Annotated in this window: 13 protein-coding genes; 6 read left to right on the top strand and 7 right to left on the bottom strand. The window is 71.7% G+C overall.

The window, feature by feature from the left end; all coding sequences use genetic code 11:
• Positions 1–13 precede the first annotated feature (13 nt).
• Complete coding sequence (gene tkt, locus ACIRVH_RS43380; protein WP_403965646.1) at positions 14–2,089, bottom strand: transketolase; 2,076 nt, start codon at positions 2,087–2,089, stop codon at positions 14–16.
• Positions 2,090–2,235: 146 nt separating this feature from the next.
• Here tkt and ACIRVH_RS43375 point away from each other — a divergent pair, with 146 nt between their 5' ends.
• Positions 2,236–3,126 (top strand): helix-turn-helix domain-containing protein, encoded by an 891-nt coding sequence (locus tag ACIRVH_RS43375; protein ID WP_403965645.1) that lies wholly within the window; start codon positions 2,236–2,238, stop codon positions 3,124–3,126.
• Positions 3,127–3,136: 10 nt separating this feature from the next.
• On the opposite strand, the gene ACIRVH_RS43370 is transcribed toward ACIRVH_RS43375, so the two are convergent.
• Entirely contained in the window at positions 3,137–4,096 is a 960-nt protein-coding gene (locus ACIRVH_RS43370) for an alpha/beta hydrolase family protein (RefSeq protein WP_403965643.1), read from the bottom strand.
• Between the two features lie 163 nt (positions 4,097–4,259).
• Between ACIRVH_RS43370 and ACIRVH_RS43365 the strand changes: the two genes are divergently transcribed.
• A complete protein-coding gene (locus ACIRVH_RS43365) occupies positions 4,260–4,856 on the top strand; it encodes a TetR/AcrR family transcriptional regulator (protein WP_403965641.1) in 597 nt (198 codons plus the stop codon).
• Positions 4,857–4,875: 19 nt separating this feature from the next.
• Here ACIRVH_RS43365 and ACIRVH_RS43360 read toward each other — a convergent pair whose 3' ends face one another.
• The 3 genes from ACIRVH_RS43360 to ACIRVH_RS43350 all read right to left on the bottom strand — a co-directional run bounded on the left by ACIRVH_RS43360 (position 4,876) and on the right by ACIRVH_RS43350 (position 8,181).
• Positions 4,876–5,145 carry a hypothetical protein gene (locus ACIRVH_RS43360; RefSeq protein WP_403965640.1) on the bottom strand — a complete coding sequence of 90 codons (270 nt, stop codon included), beginning with the start codon at positions 5,143–5,145 and terminating at the stop codon, positions 4,876–4,878.
• Between the two features lie 209 nt (positions 5,146–5,354).
• Positions 5,355–6,749 (bottom strand): glycoside hydrolase family 16 protein, encoded by a 1,395-nt coding sequence (locus ACIRVH_RS43355; RefSeq protein ID WP_403965638.1) that lies wholly within the window; start codon positions 6,747–6,749, stop codon positions 5,355–5,357.
• 184 nt (positions 6,750–6,933) lie between these two features.
• Entirely contained in the window at positions 6,934–8,181 is a 1,248-nt protein-coding gene (locus tag ACIRVH_RS43350; RefSeq protein ID WP_403965636.1) for an Ig-like domain-containing protein, read from the bottom strand.
• A 194-nt stretch (positions 8,182–8,375) separates the two neighbouring features.
• Between ACIRVH_RS43350 and ACIRVH_RS43345 the strand changes: the two genes are divergently transcribed.
• The gene (locus ACIRVH_RS43345; RefSeq protein WP_403965634.1) at positions 8,376–11,069 is read left to right on the top strand and encodes an FAD/NAD(P)-binding protein; all 2,694 of its coding nucleotides are present in this window, start codon (positions 8,376–8,378) and stop codon (positions 11,067–11,069) included.
• Between the two features lie 96 nt (positions 11,070–11,165).
• On the opposite strand, the gene ACIRVH_RS43340 is transcribed toward ACIRVH_RS43345, so the two are convergent.
• Complete coding sequence (locus tag ACIRVH_RS43340; protein WP_403965632.1) at positions 11,166–11,960, bottom strand: DUF817 domain-containing protein; 795 nt, start codon at positions 11,958–11,960, stop codon at positions 11,166–11,168.
• A gap of 208 nt (positions 11,961–12,168) precedes the next feature.
• Between ACIRVH_RS43340 and ACIRVH_RS43335 the strand changes: the two genes are divergently transcribed.
• A complete protein-coding gene (locus ACIRVH_RS43335) occupies positions 12,169–13,455 on the top strand; it encodes a lipase family protein (RefSeq protein WP_403965630.1) in 1,287 nt (428 codons plus the stop codon).
• Positions 13,456–13,630: 175 nt separating this feature from the next.
• On the opposite strand, the gene ACIRVH_RS43330 is transcribed toward ACIRVH_RS43335, so the two are convergent.
• Complete coding sequence (locus ACIRVH_RS43330; RefSeq protein ID WP_403965628.1) at positions 13,631–14,050, bottom strand: MarR family winged helix-turn-helix transcriptional regulator; 420 nt, start codon at positions 14,048–14,050, stop codon at positions 13,631–13,633.
• Positions 14,051–14,266: 216 nt separating this feature from the next.
• Between ACIRVH_RS43330 and ACIRVH_RS43325 the strand changes: the two genes are divergently transcribed.
• The gene (locus ACIRVH_RS43325; RefSeq protein ID WP_403965626.1) at positions 14,267–15,184 is read left to right on the top strand and encodes an SDR family NAD(P)-dependent oxidoreductase; all 918 of its coding nucleotides are present in this window, start codon (positions 14,267–14,269) and stop codon (positions 15,182–15,184) included.
• The gene (locus ACIRVH_RS43320; protein ID WP_403965624.1) at positions 15,184–16,059 is read left to right on the top strand and encodes an amidohydrolase family protein; all 876 of its coding nucleotides are present in this window, start codon (positions 15,184–15,186) and stop codon (positions 16,057–16,059) included. Before ACIRVH_RS43325 ends, ACIRVH_RS43320 begins: the two co-directional genes overlap by 1 nt.
• Positions 16,060–16,068: the final 9 nt, after the last annotated feature.

Genomic DNA, 16,068 nt, shown 5'->3' with positions numbered 1-16,068 from the left:
AGTCGCGTCGGTATCAGGCGCGCGCGGCGGCCAGCGAGGCGCGGGCAGCTGCGGCGACGTTCTCGGGGGTGAAGCCGAACTCGGCGAACAGTGTGGTCGCATCGGCGGAGGCACCGAAATGTTCGAGTGAGACAATCCGACCTGCGTCGCCCACGAACCGGTGCCACGTCAGACCGATACCGGCCTCGACGGCGACGCGGGCCTTCACGGCAGGCGGCAGCACGGAGTCCCGGTACCCCTGCTCCTGCTCCTCGAACCACTCCACCGACGGCATCGACACCACCCGCGTGCCGACCCCCTCGGCCTCCAGCTGCTCCCGCGCGGCGACGGCCAGCTGCACCTCGGATCCCGTCGCGATGACGATCACCTCCGGGGTGTCGGTGGAGGACTCGCGCAGCACATAGCCGCCCTTGGCCGCGTCCTCGTGGGGTGCGTACACCGGCACGCCCTGGCGGGTGAGCGCGAGCCCGTGCGGGGCCGGGTCGGTGGCGTGCCTCTTCAGGATCTCGGCCCAGACGACCGCGGTCTCGTTGGCGTCCGCCGGGCGGACGACGTTCAGGCCCGGGATCGCGCGCAGCGAGGCCAGGTGTTCGACCGGCTGGTGGGTGGGTCCGTCCTCGCCGAGGCCGATGGAGTCGTGCGTCCACACGTACGTCACCGGCAGCTGCATCAGCGCCGACATCCGGACGGCGTTGCGCATGTAGTCGGAGAAGACCAGGAAGGTGCCGCCGTAGACGCGGGTGTTGCCGTGCAGGGCGATGCCGTTCATCTCCGCGGCCATCGAGAACTCGCGGATGCCGAAGTGGACGGTTCGGCCGTACGGGTCCGCCTCGGGCAGCGGGTTGCCCTTCGGCAGGAAGGAGCTGGTCCTGTCGATGGTGGTGTTGTTCGAGCCGGCCAGGTCGGCGGAGCCGCCCCACAGCTCGGGAAGGACCGGGCCGAGCGCCTGCAGCACCTTGCCGGAGGCGGCGCGGGTGGCGACGGACTTGCCCTCCTCGAACACCGGCAGGGCGTCCTGCCAGCCCTCGGGCAGCTCGCCCTTGCTGATCCGGTCGAACAGCTGAGCCCGCTCCGCGTCGGCCGTGCGCCACTCGGCGATCCGCTTGTCCCAGGCCGAGTGCGCCTCGGCGCCCCGGTCCAGGGCCTGGCGGGTGTGGTCGAGGACCTCGTCGGTGACCTCGAAGGACTGCTCCGGGTCGAAGCCGAGGACGCGCTTGGTGGCCGCGATCTCGTCCGCGCCGAGCGCGGAGCCGTGGGAGGCCTCGGTGTTCTGCGCGTTCGGGGCCGGCCAGGCGATGATCGTGCGCATCGCGATGATGGAGGGCCGCTCGGTCTCGGCCTGCGCGGCCTTCAGCGCCGTGTACAGGGCGGGCACGTCGACGTCGCCGTCGGCGGTGGGCTCGATGCGCTGGGTGTGCCAGCCGTAGGCCTCGTACCGCTTCAGCACGTCCTCGGAGAAGGCGGTCGCGGTGTCGCCCTCGATGGAGATGTGGTTGTCGTCGTAGAGGAAGACCAGGTTGCCGAGCTTCTGGTGGCCGGCGAGGGAGGAGGCCTCGGCGGAGACGCCCTCCTCCAGGTCGCCGTCGGAGACGATCGCCCAGACGGTGTGGTCGAAGGGGGAGGTGCCCTCGGGGGCCTCGGGGTCGAAGAGGCCGCGCTCGTAGCGGGCGGCCATCGCCATGCCGACGGCGTTGGCGACGCCCTGGCCGAGCGGGCCGGTGGTGGTCTCGACGCCGGCGGTGTGCCCGTACTCGGGGTGGCCGGGCGTCTTCGAGCCGTGGGTGCGGAACGCCTTCAGATCGTCCAGCTCCAGCTCGTACCCGGCGAGGAAGAGCTGGGTGTAGAGGGTCAGCGAGGTGTGGCCGGGGGACAGCACGAAGCGGTCACGGCCGGTCCACTCCGGGTCGGCCGGGTCGTGTCGCATCACCTTCTGAAAGATCGTGTACGCCGCGGGGGCCAGGCTCATCGCGGTGCCCGGGTGCCCGTTGCCGACCTTCTGCACGGCGTCAGCCGCGAGAAGCCGGGCGGTGTCCACGGCACGCCGGTCGAGGTCGGTCCACTCGAAGCCGTCGGATATCTGCGTGCTCATCTTCAAGAAGTCCTCGTTCAGTGCGTGATCGCTGGCTGGACGCGTTCAAAACTAAAAGTCTGACTTTTTCGAGGGAAGGGAGCGGTGTGTCAGCCTGTGGTGAATCTGGGACAGCGATCGGGCGACAGGGACGGCACGAGCACGACATGGCGGACAGAACACACCAAGGTGACGGTGAGGGCATCAGGACCTTCCCCTTCCCGACCGAGCTGGCCGTCGGCGGCGTCGGCATGCAGGTCGGCCCCATGGGGACCGATCACAGCTGGCACGTCGACGCGCCGCTGCATCGTGTCCACCGCATCGACTTCCACGTCGTCATGCTCTTCACCGAGGGCCCCGTACGGCACATGATCGACTTCGCCGAGTACGAGGCGTCGGCCGGCGACCTGCTGTGGATCCGCCCCGGACAGGTCCACCGGTTCTCCCGGACCAGCGAGTACCGCGGCACCGTCCTGACCATGCAGCCCGGTTTCCTGCCCCGCGCCACCGTCGAGGCCACCGGCCTGTACCGCTACGATCTGCCCCCGCTGCTGCACCCCGACCCGGCACCGCTCGCCGCGCTCCAATCGGCCCTTGACCAGCTGCGCCGCGAGTACGAGGACACCGCGACGCTCCCGCTGAGCCTGCACACGGCCGTGCTCCGGCACACGCTGACCGCGTTCCTGCTGCGTCTGGCCCACCTCGCGGCCAGTTCGGCGGAGTCGTCGCGGGAGCAGGCGGACACCACCTTCACCCTCTTCCGGGACGCCGTCGAGCAGGGGTTCGCGACCAACCACAGCGTCAGCGCGTACGCCGACGCGCTCGGTTACTCCCGCCGCACCCTCGTCCGCGCGGTCCGCGCGGCCACCGGCGAGACGCCGAAGGGTTTCATCGACAAGCGGGTGGTCCTGGAGGCCAAGCGCCTGCTCGCCCACACGGACATGCCGATCGGCCGCGTCGGGGCGGCCGTGGGCTTCCCCGACGCGGCGAACTTCTCCAAGTTCTTCCATCTGCACACCGGCGTCACGCCGGCGGCGTTCCGGGCGGAGCTGCGGTAACGCCTCGGGGTTACTTGGACTCGACCCGGCCGAGCGGGCTCGGGCCGGCCGTCAGCGCGTCGCACGCCGCCTGCCAGGCGGGATCGCCGGGGTTGAGCCGGCTGCGGAGGTAGGCCCAGGTGAGCCGCTGGATCACGGCCACGCGCTCGGGGTTCTCGTCCGTGGTCTCGGCGACGTCGTATCCGGAGACGCCCCCGAGGCCGTGTTCCGCGTCGAGCAGGGTGAGCAGGGACTTGGGGCCCGGGGCGAGGAAGTACGGATCGGCGTGCCAGTCCGGGCCCCGGACCGTCAGGTGGGCGGAGTCGTCCTTGTCGCCGGCGACCACGAGCGTGGGCGTCGTCATCCGGGAGAAATCGGTGGTCGAGAAGAAGGGCCAGTTCTCGGCCACGAACTCGGTGAGGGCGTCGCCCCCTCGGCCGGGCGCGGCGAGCAGCACCCCCGCCTTGATCCGGGGCTCGGACAGGTTCACTTCCTTTCCGTCGTCCGGATCGGTGAGCCGGGCGCCCAGCAGCAGGCTCGCGGTGTGCCCGCCCATCGAGTGCCCTGCCACGGCGACCTTGCTCCGGTCCAGGCGTCCCAGGAGCTGTGGGACGGCGGCCTCGATCTCGTCCAGCCGGTCGAGGATGCGCGTCATGTCCTCGGCGCGTGATCGCCAGTACAGAGGGGCCCCGGGGGTGTCGGGGTCCAGGGTCAGGGTCCGCGAGCTCAGATGGGTGGGCTGGATCACGACGAAGCCGTGCGCCGCCCAGAAGGTGACGAGGGGTGCGTAGCCGTTCAGTGAGGACAGATGGTTCGAGTAACCCTGGCCGTGCGAGAGGAGGATGACCGGCAGGTCGTCTCCGGTCACCGGCGCGGAGACGCGCACCTGGAGGTCCACGGCGCGGTCGGGGGCCGGCAGCACCACCGGAGCGACCGAGAGGACGGGGGCGGGCGAGCTGAGACCGAGGGCTGTGCAAGTCGATGCAGTCACGATGTGCGTGTCCCTTCGATTGCCCCTGCTGCCGGTCTCGTTCGTCCGGCGGGAGAGGCGGTCGGGAGCGTCCGGTTTCAGCTACCCTGAAACCGGAACGCCGTTCCGATTAATATACGGAACACTGTTCCGGTTAGGCAAGGATCACTGGGAGGAGAGCGTGGTGCCCACTGCAGGCCAGTCCGGGGAGGTGCCGGCCCGAAGCAAGCGGGCCGACGCGCAGCGCAATCAGCAGACGCTGCTCGCCGCCGCCGCCGCGGTGTTCGTCACCTCGGGCGTCGACGCGCCGATCCGTGAGATCGCGGCCACGGCGGGGGTCGGGGTGGGGACCATCTACCGCCACTTCCCGACGCGGGCGGATCTCGTCGTCGCCGTCTACCGCCACCAGGTCGAGGCCTGCGCCGAGGCCGGCCCGAGCCTGCTGGCCGGTGCCGACTCCCCGTTCGCGGCACTCCGCCAGTGGGTCGACCTCTTCGTCGACTTCCTGGTCACGAAGCACGGACTCGCCCACGCGATGCAGTCGGACAGCGGCGGCTTCGAGGCCCTGCACACCTACTTCCTCGACCGCCTGGTGCCCGTCTGCGCACAGCTGCTCGACGCCGCGGCCGACGCCGGTGAGATCAGACCTGATAGGCAGCCTTACGAACTGATGCGCGGCATCGGCAATCTCTGCATCGGCCGCGACAGTGACCCCCGCTACGACCCCCGCCGACTGGTCGAACTGCTCCTTCGGGGGCTACGGCGACCGCAGTCGGTCTGACGGCGATCGGCGATGGTGGTCAGTCGGCGAGCACGGGCCGACCGATGTCGGACGGCCAGCCGGGCCTGAAACGTGCGGCGAACTCCGCGAAGTCCCGGCGCAGGTAGCGCGGATCGGACGGCTTCAGACGGATCTGCTGCCGGCTGTCCGCCCACCAGATCTCGAAATCGGTGACCGTGCCTTCGGCGGGCCAGAGTTCTTCCCGCTCTGGCAGCAGCGCGCCGTCCACGAAACCTCCGACGTCCAGGCCGATGTCCACGAAGATCCCGATCGTGCCAGGCCTGGGCACCCTCACGACAGTGCCTCGGAAGGTTTGTCCGAAGCGAAGACTCCTCCGCATCCGCTCCCACGCCGCATCCGTCACCACGCCCCCATCCTCGCAGCCCCGCAGCGCGTGCATCAGCCCGGTCCGGGAGAGAGAGTGTGAACTCGCTCCCGGACCGGGCTGGATGTGCCGGCCGCGTCGGTCCTGCTCGCGGGGCAGCGTCAACACCCTTGTCAGTGGCCGAAGTCGAACCAGTTCACGTTCACGAAGTCGGACGGCTGGCCGCTGGTGAAGGTGAGATAGACGTCGTGCGTGCCGGTCACCGAGGTGATGTTCGCCGGGATCGTCCGCCAGCTCTGCCAGCCCCCGGTGTTGGACAGGGCGAAGCTGCCGACGGGGGCGTTGCTGCGGCTGTCGAGACGCACCTCGACCAGGCCGCTCACCCCGGACCCGGCGCCGCTCGCCACTCGCCCGTAGAACTGAGTGGCACCCGTGGAGCCGAAGTTGACGCCCTTGTAGAGGGCCCAGTCGCCGTTCGCGAGCGAGCCGATGTCCTGTCCGCCGCCGCTGTCCGTGGCGCTCTCGGCGCTCACGCCGGACTGGCTGTCGTACGACTCGGCCTGGATCGGGCTGTAGGCGTCCCGGTTGCCCGAGGGCGGGGGAGTGGTGCCGCCGCCCGTGGACTGGAGCACCTGTACGTAGTCCACGGCCATCGGATGGTTCGGCTCGGTTCCGCTGTCCGGGCCGCCGCCGAAGGCGGCCGGGAAGCCACCGCCCATCGCCACGTTCAGGATGACGAAGAAGCCGTGGTCGGTGGCGTTGGCCCAGGTCGTCGCGTCGACCTGGTTGGCCTTGACCGTGTGGAAGTTGACGCCGTCGAGGTAGAAGCGGATCTCCTCGGGGCTGGTCGAGCGGTCCCACTCCATCGCGTAGGTGTGGAAGCCCGCCTGGCAGGTGCTGCCGGTGCAGGGGGTGGAGTTGCCGATGCCGGAGGTCTCGTTGCAGGGGCCGCCCGGGTTGGTGCCGCAGTGCATCGTGGCCCAGTCGGTGTTCAGGCCCTGGACGTTCTCCATGATGTCCAGCTCACCGACGCTCGGCCAGTTCTGGTAGTTGCCGCGGTAGGGCGCGCCCAGCATCCAGAACGCCGGCCAGTAGCCCTTGGCGGCCGCGCCGGTGACGTTGGGCATCTGGATACGGGCCTGCACGCGCAGCTTGCCGCCGGCCGGTGGCTGGAAGTCGGTGCGGGTCGTCTCGATGCGCCCGGAGGTCCAGTTGCCGGACGCGTCGCGGCGCGGGGTGATGAGCAGGTTGCCGTTGCCGTCCAGCGAGACGTTGTTGGTGCTGGAGGTCATCGTCTCGACCTCGCCGGTGCCCCAGTTCGCGGCGCCGCCGGGATATGAGGTCCCGGTGTCGTACTGCCAGTCGGAGGTGTTGACGCCGGAGCCGGCCGAACCGTTGAAGTCGTCGAGGAAGACCTGTGTCCAGCCCGACGGGGGAGTCGGGGCGGAGGCGCTGGCGGGTGCGGTGGCCGCGGTCGCCACGGCGGCGGCCAGACCGAGCGCGGCGACCGCGGCGACGAGCGCGCGGCGGAAGGCGCGAGGTCTGGGTATGCCGGAGGATTCGCTCATGAGGGGAGAGCCTCTCGGGTACGGAGGGGAGTGCGGGAGCCCTGTGAGAGCGCTCCCACGATGTGTTGAGAGCGCTCTCAAGGTGCCGCCAATGTGCTCCCCGGCCCTGCGGTCGTCAAGAGTTAAAGCAGAGAAACTCCTTTTGCCGCACGGGAGTTCACCCCATGAAGTCACCCAGACCGGCTCAGACCGCGCTGCCCGCCCGCCAGTCGGCCCACGACAGGTTCCACCCGTTGAGTCCGTTCGCCGGGTCGACCGTCCTCTCGCCGGAGTTCTTCACGATCACCACGTCACCGAGCATCGAACTCTTGTAGAACGTGTAGCCGGCCACGGAGCTGTCGCCCGCGCCCTTGGCGTCGTGCAGGCCGATGCAGCCGTGACTGGCGTTCTGGTGACCGAACACCGAGGCGGACGCCCAGTAGTTGCCGTGCACGAAGGTGCCGGAGGTGGTGAGCCGCTGGGCGTGCGGCACGTCCGGGATGTCGTACTCGTCGCCGAGGCCGACCGTGGACGACTCCATCCGCGTCTGCTCGAACCGCTCGCTGATCACCATGATCCCGGACCAGGTGGTGTGGCCGGAGTCGCCGCCGGTGACCGGGTAGGTGGCGGCGGTCCTCCCGTCCCGGCGGACCGTCATCGTCTTCGTCGCGAGGTCGACCGTGCTGATCTGCTCGCGGCCGATGTGGAAGGTGACGTCCTTGTGCTGGATGCCGTAGACGCCGTCGGCGCCCTCGACGTCCTTCAGCCGCAGGCTGAGGGTGATCTTCGTGCCGGGGGCCCAGTAGGTCTCCGGGCGGAAGTCCAGCCGGGTGTCGCCGAACCAGTGTCCGACCACCTCGACGGCCGGTTCGGCGGTCACCGTGATCGCCTTCTGGACGGCGGCCCGGTCGGCGACGGCGTGCGTGAAGCTGACCGACACCGGCATGCCGACGCCGGAGGTGGAGCCCGCCTCGGGCGTGTAGTGGCCGACGAACGTGGCGCCGGGCGACCTGGTGGTGAACGTCGACGCGGTCTCCTCGGCGGCACCCTCCGCCTCGGCCGTCACCGTGTACTTCGTACCCGAGTAGGGATTTCGGGCCGAAGTCCACTTGGTCCTGTCCGGGTTGAGGGTGCCCGCCAGGGTGGAGCCGTCGTTGCCGGTGACGTGGACGGAGGTCAACGTGCCGTCGGTGACGGTGACCTCGACGGGGCTGGTGAAATCGGCCAACTTCTTCCCGGCCGCGGGCGTGACGGCGATGGTCGCCTTCTTCGTCGTCGCGGCCCGCGCGGACGCCGTCGCGCCTTTGCGCGCCGCGGCCGTCGAGGCATCCGCCGAGGAACTGCAGCCCGCCAGGGCAGCGGCCGGTACCGCTCCGAGAGCGGCGAGGATTCCGCGCCGGGACCACCCGCGCGACCGCTGTCCGGACCGGTTCGATATGTGCGAGACGCCCACGACACGCCTTCCTGAGTTGTCTGTCCGTGCGTGGGCATCCTGCGCCGGTTTTCTGGGCCGACCCTTTGAATCCGAGGGGTGCTCCCTGAGATTCCCATGAGGACACGCGGAGACGGCTGGAAGTCGTGGTTGTGGGGGCCCCGACCCGATCGGAAGAGTGAAGAAACACTTTCACCGACCCGCCGGAGGAATCCGTGACCGAAGTCCGCAAGCGGCACACCGTGGCCATCGTCGGAGCCGGCGCGGCAGGCGCCCTGACCGCCGTCCAGCTCTGCGAGACGGCGACCCGCCGCCGGACTCCCCTGGACGTCGTCCTGATCGACGCGGCCCCCGAAGCGGGCCGAGGCACCGCCTACGCCACCCGCGACCCACGCCACCGCCTGAACGTGCCCGCCGGGAACATGAGCGCCTACCCCGACGATCCGGGCCACTTCACCCGCTGGCTGTGCCGGCACGGCGAACCCGAGGTCACCGGCGCCGACTACGCCACCCGCTACCGCTACGGCGCCTACCTCGCCGACACCCTCGGCCAGGCGATCGTCCGCGCCCACGGCACGGTCGCCGTACGCCGGCTGCGCACCCGGGCGGAGGACTGTACCGGCACCCCCGACGGCAGGGTGGAGCTGAGCCTCGCCGACGGGGGACACCTGACCGCCGACGCCGCCGTCCTCGCCACCGGCCCCGCCGCCGCGACCGCCGCATGGGCTCCGCCCGCGCTGCGTGCCTCGCCTTGCTTCGTCGGCGCGCCGTGGGCGCCGGGCGCGCTGGACGGGGCCCTGGAGGGTGCCTCGGACGGCGCCCGGCGCGGCAGCGACGACGTGCTGTTCGTCGGCACGGGCCTGACCGCCGTCGACCTCGCGCTGACCCTCGACCGCCCCGGCCGCACCCTCCACGCCCTCTCCCGCAACGGCCTGCTGCCCCAGCCGCACGCGCTCGGCCCGGCCGCCGTGATGCCCGCGCCGCAGGACCTGCACGACACGTCCCTGGGCCGGCTGCGCCGCGCCGTCTACCGGCACCTCAGCCGCTCGGTCCGCACCCACGGCGACTGGCGCCCCGGCCTCGACAGCCTGCGCCCGCACACCACGCGCCTGTGGCGCAGCCTCACCCCCGAGGAGCGGGAGGAGTTCCTCGCCCGCGAGGGCGCCCTGTGGAACACCCACCGCCACCGCATGGCCCCCGCCACCGCCGAGCACGTCTCCCGGGCCCGCACCGCGCGCCGCCTCCAGGTCCACGCGGGCACGGTCGTGCGGGCCACGGCGTCCGAGGGCGGAGGGCTCGCCGTCGAGCTCTCGGGCGGCCGTACGCTGCACGTGGGCTGGGTGGTCGACTGCACCGGCCCGGGGCGGGGCCTCGACGACCCGCTGTGGCGTGGGCTGTTCGCGTCCGGGGCGGCGGTTCCCGGCCCGCTCGGCATGGGCGCCGCGACCCTGGACGGCCGCCTCCTCGACGCCCGGGGCGGTGCCGCGCTCCCGCTGTTCACGCTGGGCGCCCCGCGCCGGGGCGAGCTGTGGGAGACCACCGCGATGCCCGAAATCCGTGTCCAGGCAGCCGAGTTGGCCCAGCAGCTGCTGGCTCCGCTCGCTCCGAAGCGCCGTACGACCCGCCGCCCCGTCGACGGGCACGGCCTCGCCCTGACCACCCACGCCGAGGCGGCCGCCGCCTACCGCGGCGGGCTCGACCGGGTCCTCAAGGTCCGTTCCGGAGCCCCGCAGGCCTTCGCCCGCGCGGTCGCCCTCGACCCCGGCTTCGCCCTCGGCCACGCGGCCCTCGCCCTGCTGGGCCACGAGTGCGGGGCCGCCGTCGACGTACCCCGCGCCCTCGCCGACGCGCAGCGCTGCGCCCGCGAGCGGGCCGACGTGCGCGAGCGGTCCTTCGTGGACGTGGTCACGCGCCGGATCACCGGCGACGACGGGGACGAGGCACTCGTACGACACCTGCGCACCTACCCCGCCGACGCGCTCGCGCTCGCCGCCGCCGTGCCCACCATCGCCTTCTCCGGGGTCAGCGACCTGCACGACGACGACGCGCTCGGTCTGCTCGAACTGACGTCACCGGCGTACGACGGGCACTGGTTCCACACCTCGCTGCTCGCCTTCCTGCGCCAGGAGGAGGGCCGCCTGTACGAGGCGGGCGAGCTGGCGCACCGGGCGCTGGCCGTCGAGCCCGCCTCCGGGCACGCCGTGCACGCCCTGGCGCACGTGCACTACGAGTCGGGCGCGCACGAGGCCGGACGTGACTGGCTGGACCGCTGGGTGTCCGGCCGGGGCCGGGGCGCGGTCCACCGGGCGCACTTCTCCTGGCACATCGCGCTGCACGAACTCGCCCTCGACGACCCGGCGGCGGTCCGCAGGCGCTGGCTCGCGCAGCTCGCACCCGGCCGGGTGACCGGCATGCGGGCCCTCGTCGACTCGGGGTCGCTGCTGTGGCGGGCGCGGCTGAGCGACAGCTGGCGGGGCGAACTGCCCACGGCCGACGTGCTGGAGTCGGTCGAGCTGGAGGTGCTGGAGCGGCCGGCGACCGCGTTCACCGCGCTGCACGTCGCGGTCGCCCGCACCGCCGCCGGGGACCTGCCCGCCCTGCGCCGGCTGCGCGACCACGCCCTGGGGGCGGACCAGGTGCAACGCGAGGTCGTCGCGCCGCTGTGCGAGGCGCTGGCCGCGCTCGTCGAGGAACGCTTCGTGGAGGCGGCCCGTGGCCTGGACGCTCTGCTGCCCGTGCTGCGCAGCGTCGGCGGCAGTGCGGCCCAGCGGGAGGTCGTCGAGGAGACTCTGCTGTACGCCCTCGTGGCAGCGGGCCGCAGCGAAGCCGCCCGCCGCCTCCTGGACGCCCGCCTCGACCGTAAACCGGCCCCCCGGGACCGACGGTTGCTGGCCGGGCTGTCCGGCTGACCGGACGGCCGTCGCCACCGGAGCCCCGACTCGGTCACATGTCGAGAACCGGCCCCGGGCTTCCCCCCTGCCCGGGGAGCCCGGGGGCAACGGCAGTCACCTGGGGGCAGAGGGTGTCCTGGACCGGCCGAACGCCGCGAGGACGAACGTGACGCTGATGAGCAGGGCCCAAGCGCCGAACTTGCCGACGTCGACGGGCTGCCAGCCGTGCAGCTGGTACGGGTAACGCCACGCGCCCACGTAGGTGGCGAGGTTCTCCGCCAGCCACAGGAAGAACCCGATCAGGGTGAAGGACAGCGCGAGCGGCATGCGCCACCGTGTCCCGCGCACCGTGAAGTGCACGGTGGTGCCCGCCGTGACGGCCACGAGGAGGGCCGCCAGGGGCCAGCGGACGTCGGGCAGCCAGTGGTGGCTGAAGAAATTGACGTAGACGGCGGCGGCCACCAGTGCCGTCGCCCGCGGCCGGTAGCGGACCACCTCCAGGTCGAACAGGTGCCAGGCCCGGCAGATGTAGCTGCCGACGGCCGCGTAGAGGAAGCCCCCGTACAGCGGGACGCCCGCGAACTTCAGCACGGCCGGTTCCGGGTAGCTCCACGAGCCGAGCGAGACCTTCACCAACTCGAAGGCGAGACCGATCACATGGCAGGCCGCGATGACCGCGACGTCGCGTCCGCTCTCCCAGCCGCGCCGCCAGAACAGCAGCGTGAGGAGCACGCCGTAGCAGGCGAGCAGGTCGTAGCGGGCCACCGGCAGCGGTGGCAGCAGGGCCGATGCCGCCACTCCGGACAACAGGGCGATGGCGAAGGCGCAGGCCCGGGTCTGGGTCCAGGTGAAGTCGAGCAACTGGCTGATCGGGGACGCCGGGAAGCCGGCCGGATGTGTAGTGGGCATGGTGATCAGGAGGACGCCACCCGGGCCGCCTCCGGTTGCCCGAGGAGCCGATCGGCCCTCCGGCCGCGCTAGTCACGGGCGCACAGCCGTGCCCCCGCCGGTTCGTCGTCCTTTAACTATCAGCGCTTACCTACGCCTCCGTAACCTCTCGGCCTACTCAGCTTCACTCTTCACCCCACAGAAGGGACGCTCTGAGGTGAACTCCCCCATGCCCAGGAAGCCGTTGCCGAGAAGAGCCGCACTTCTCGCCACAGCAGGCCTGCTCGGCGGACTGCTGGCGACGCCGGCGGTGACCGCGGCGGCCGGGACGCCGGAGGCGTGCTCCGCCGCTGACGCCGACATCTACCGGCCCCCGGACAGCCCCACCGCCGCATCGGGCGCCGTCGTCGCCTGCCGCAAGGTCGACTCGCTGCCCATGGTGATCGGCGGCCCCCCGCTGAACGCCTGGAAGGTGCAGTACGGCTCCACCGACGGGCGGGGCCGGCCGGTCTCCGTCGTCGGCACCGTCGTCGTACCGCAGAAGCCGTGGACCGGACCGGGCGAGCGGCCGCTGGTCGCGTTCGTGCCGGGCACGCTCGGCATCGGACCGCAGTGCGCGTTCTCCAAGCAGCTCGCGGGCCAGTACCAGGACGCCTACGAGGGTCCGAACATCGCGGCGCTGCTCAACGCCGGCTACGCCGTCGCCGCGACGGACGGCCAGGGTTACATGGACGGCCAGGTCCACCCCTACGCCTCCGGGGTGGAGGCCGGTCACGCCACCCTCGACATGGCCCGCGCCGCCTCCCGGGTGCCCGGCACCGGGGTGAGCCCCGATGCCGAGGTCGGCATCTGGGGCTACTCGGAGGGCGGCTCCGGCAGCCTGTGGGCGGCCCAGCTCGCCCGTTCGTACGCCCCCGAGCTGAACGTCGTCGGCTCGGCCTCCGGCGGGATCCCCGCCGACCTCAAGCAGGTGGCCGGCAACCTCGACGGACAGTTCTTCGCCGGGTTCCTGATGGACGCGTTCATCGGTCTGTCCGTCACCCATCCCGGCCTGCCGTTCGACGACCTCCTCAACGACAGCGGCCACAAGGCCGTCAAGGACGCCGAGTCGCTGTGCGCGGTCGGTACCGTGAGCCGCTTCCCGGGCGCGCGGATCGAGCAGTACAACAAGGACGGGCTGACGCTCGACCAGATCTACGCCCTGCACGGCTCCGACGGCGTCACCTGGGGCGACGCCGTCGGAGCCAACAAACTGGGCGCCGACGTCGGCACCCCCGGCTCGGGCGCCCGCTACGAGATCGGCTTCCCGGTACTGCAGTACCGCGGCCTGCTGGACGAGGTGATCCCGGCCCGGATGGCAGGCGAGACCCGCCACGCCTACTGCGCCGCCGGCATTCCCACCCGCTGGACCTCGTACGCGGGCGACCACCTCACCGGCGACGCCCAGGCGATCGGTGACGTGGTGTCCTGGCTCGGCGACCGGTTCGACGGCAAGGCGGACACCGGCAACTGCTGACCCCTCGCCCGCCACAGCCGCACCACAGAGGTCCCCGCGCCGGAGCACGACGGCGCGGGGACCTCACCGTTGAGTCCGGCCCGGCGGCTGATGTCCGTCAGGGACGGCGCCGGGTGCGCGTGGTCGAACGCGGCGAGTACGGCCGGCAGCCGCTAGTGCGCCGAGCGGGCGGCGATCACGGCTGGTCGGCGACCCGCAGGAGCAGCGCGTGCAGCGTCTCGCGCTCAGCAGTGTCGAGCGGGGTCAGCAGGTCGTTCGTGACCCTCAGGCCCGCCTCGTCGGTGTCGCGCAGGAACGTACGGCCGTTCTCGGTCAGTACGACGATCCTGCTGCGCCGGTCGTCGGGGGAGGGGCGGCGCTCGGCGAAGCCCAGCTTCTCCAGGTCGTCGACCAGACCCACGATCGCGCTCGGGTCGTAGCCGAGCCGGGTGCTCAGCTCGCGCTGGAGCGCGCCCTCGGAGGTGGCGAGGAAACGCAGCACCGCGTAGTGCCGCAGCCGCAGCCCGGACTCCTGCAGAAAGGAGTTGAACATCTGCCCGGAGCGCAGGCCGAGGCGGTACAGCAGATAGCCCGTGTCCGCGTGCAGCCCGCGCATCCACGGCTCGTCCGCGTCGATCGGGCTCGGGTTCTTGGTGTGCCGGCGGGTGATGGCGGGCCCCCTGGTCTCGGTCTTCTCGGCTGGGTGGAGCCCAGCATGCCGTATCCGAAGGACGGCAACAACTATTGACGACAACAATTATTGCTCTTAGCTTCGATCTCGTGGACCCATCCGTCCGCCTCCCGAGCCGTTCCCGTCCGAAGGGACCCGCACGTGCCCCCCATCGATCTCACCGGCAAGGCCGCCGTCGTCACCGGCGGCGGCCGGGGCCTCGGCCTCGCCTACGCCCACGCCCTCGCCGCCCACGGCGCCTCGGTGGTCGTCAACGACGTCGACGAGGCCGTGGCCGAACAGGCCGTGAAGTCCATCGCCGAGGCCGGCGGCACCGCCGTGGCCGAGGTGGTCCCGGTCGGCACCGCCGAAGCCGCCGACCGGCTGGTCGCCCGCGCGGTCGAGGCGTTCGGCCGGCTCGACGTCCTGGTCGCCAACGCCGGCATCCTGCGCGACAAGGTGCTGTGGAAGATGACCGACGAGGACTTCGACGCCGTGGTCACCACCCACCTCAGGGGCACCTTCACCTGCGCCCGCGCCGCCGCCGTCCGCATGCGCGAGCAGGGCGAGGGCGGCACCCTGATCCTGGTCGGCTCCCCGGCCGGGCAGCGCGGCAACTTCGGGCAGACCAACTACGCCGCCGCCAAGGCAGGCATCGTCGCCATGGCCCGTACCTGGTCGATGGAGCTGGCCCGCGCGCAGATCACCGTCAACGCGATCGTGCCGGTCGCCGCGACCGCGATGACCGAGACGATCCCGGCCTTCGCCCCCTACGTCGAGGCGATGCGGGGCGGTGAACCGCTGCCGGACTTCCTGCGCAAGGGCGAGGGCTTCGGCAGCCCCGAGGACTGCGCGGCCCTCGTGCCCTTCCTCGCCTCCGAGGCGGCGCGCGGCATCACCGGCCAGGCCATCGGTATCGGCGGCGACAAGGTGGCGCTCTGGTCGCACCCGCAGGAGATCCGGACGGCCTACGCGGACGGCGGCTGGAGCCCCGAGGCGCTGGCCGACGCCTGGCACACGTCGGTGGGCGCCGAATCCCAGTCCGTCGGCATCCCGGCCCCGAAGGTTCCGGAGGCGTGATGGACATCGAGGACCTCGTCGCCATCGACGTCCACACCCACGCGGAGGTGTCCTCCAGGGGCCACTCCTCCCTGGACGACGACCTGCACGCCGCCTCCTCCGCCTACTTCAAGGTCGAGGGCAGGCGGAAGCCCACCCTGGAGGAGACGGCCGCGTACTACCGCGAGCGGAGGATGGCCGCGGTGATCTTCACGGTGGACGCCGAGTCCGCCACCGGCACCCCGCCCGTCCCGAACGAGGAGGTGGCGGAGGCGGCCGCGGCCAACGCGGACGTCCTGATCCCCTTCGCCTCCGTCGACCCCTTCCGCGGGAAGGCCGGCGTACGGCAGGCCCGGCGGCTGGTGGAGGAGTACGGGGTGAAGGGCTTCAAGTTCCATCCCGGCATCCAGGGCTTCTTCCCCAACGACCGCGCGGTCGCGTACGCGTTGTACGAGGTGATCGAGGAGACCGGCGCCATCGCCCTGTTCCACACCGGCCAGACCGGCATCGGCGCGGGCGTGCCCGGCGGGGGCGGCATCCGCCTGAAGTACTCCAACCCCCTGCACGTGGACGACGTCGCCGCCGACTTCCCGCAGTTGAAGATCATCCTGGCGCACCCCTCGTTCCCCTGGCAGGACGAGGCCCTGGCCGTCGCCACCCACAAGCCGGGCGTGCACATCGACCTGTCCGGCTGGTCGCCCAAGTACTTCCCGCCGCAGCTGGTGCAGTACGCCAACACGCTGCTGAAGGACAAGGTCCTGTTCGGCTCCGACTTCCCCGTCCTCACCCCGGACCGCTGGCTCGCCGACTTCGCCGAGCTGCCCGTCAAGGACGAGGTCAGGCCGAAGATCCTCAAGGAGAACGCCGCCCGCCTGCTCGGGCTGACGAAACCGTAAGGGGTGCCG

The sequence above is a fragment of the Streptomyces sp. NPDC101165 genome, assembly GCF_044768135.1.
GTDB lineage: Bacteria > Actinomycetota > Actinomycetes > Streptomycetales > Streptomycetaceae > Streptomyces.
Note: the sequence above shows the minus strand (reverse complement) of the source record. Positions and strands in the feature narration are given on the sequence as shown.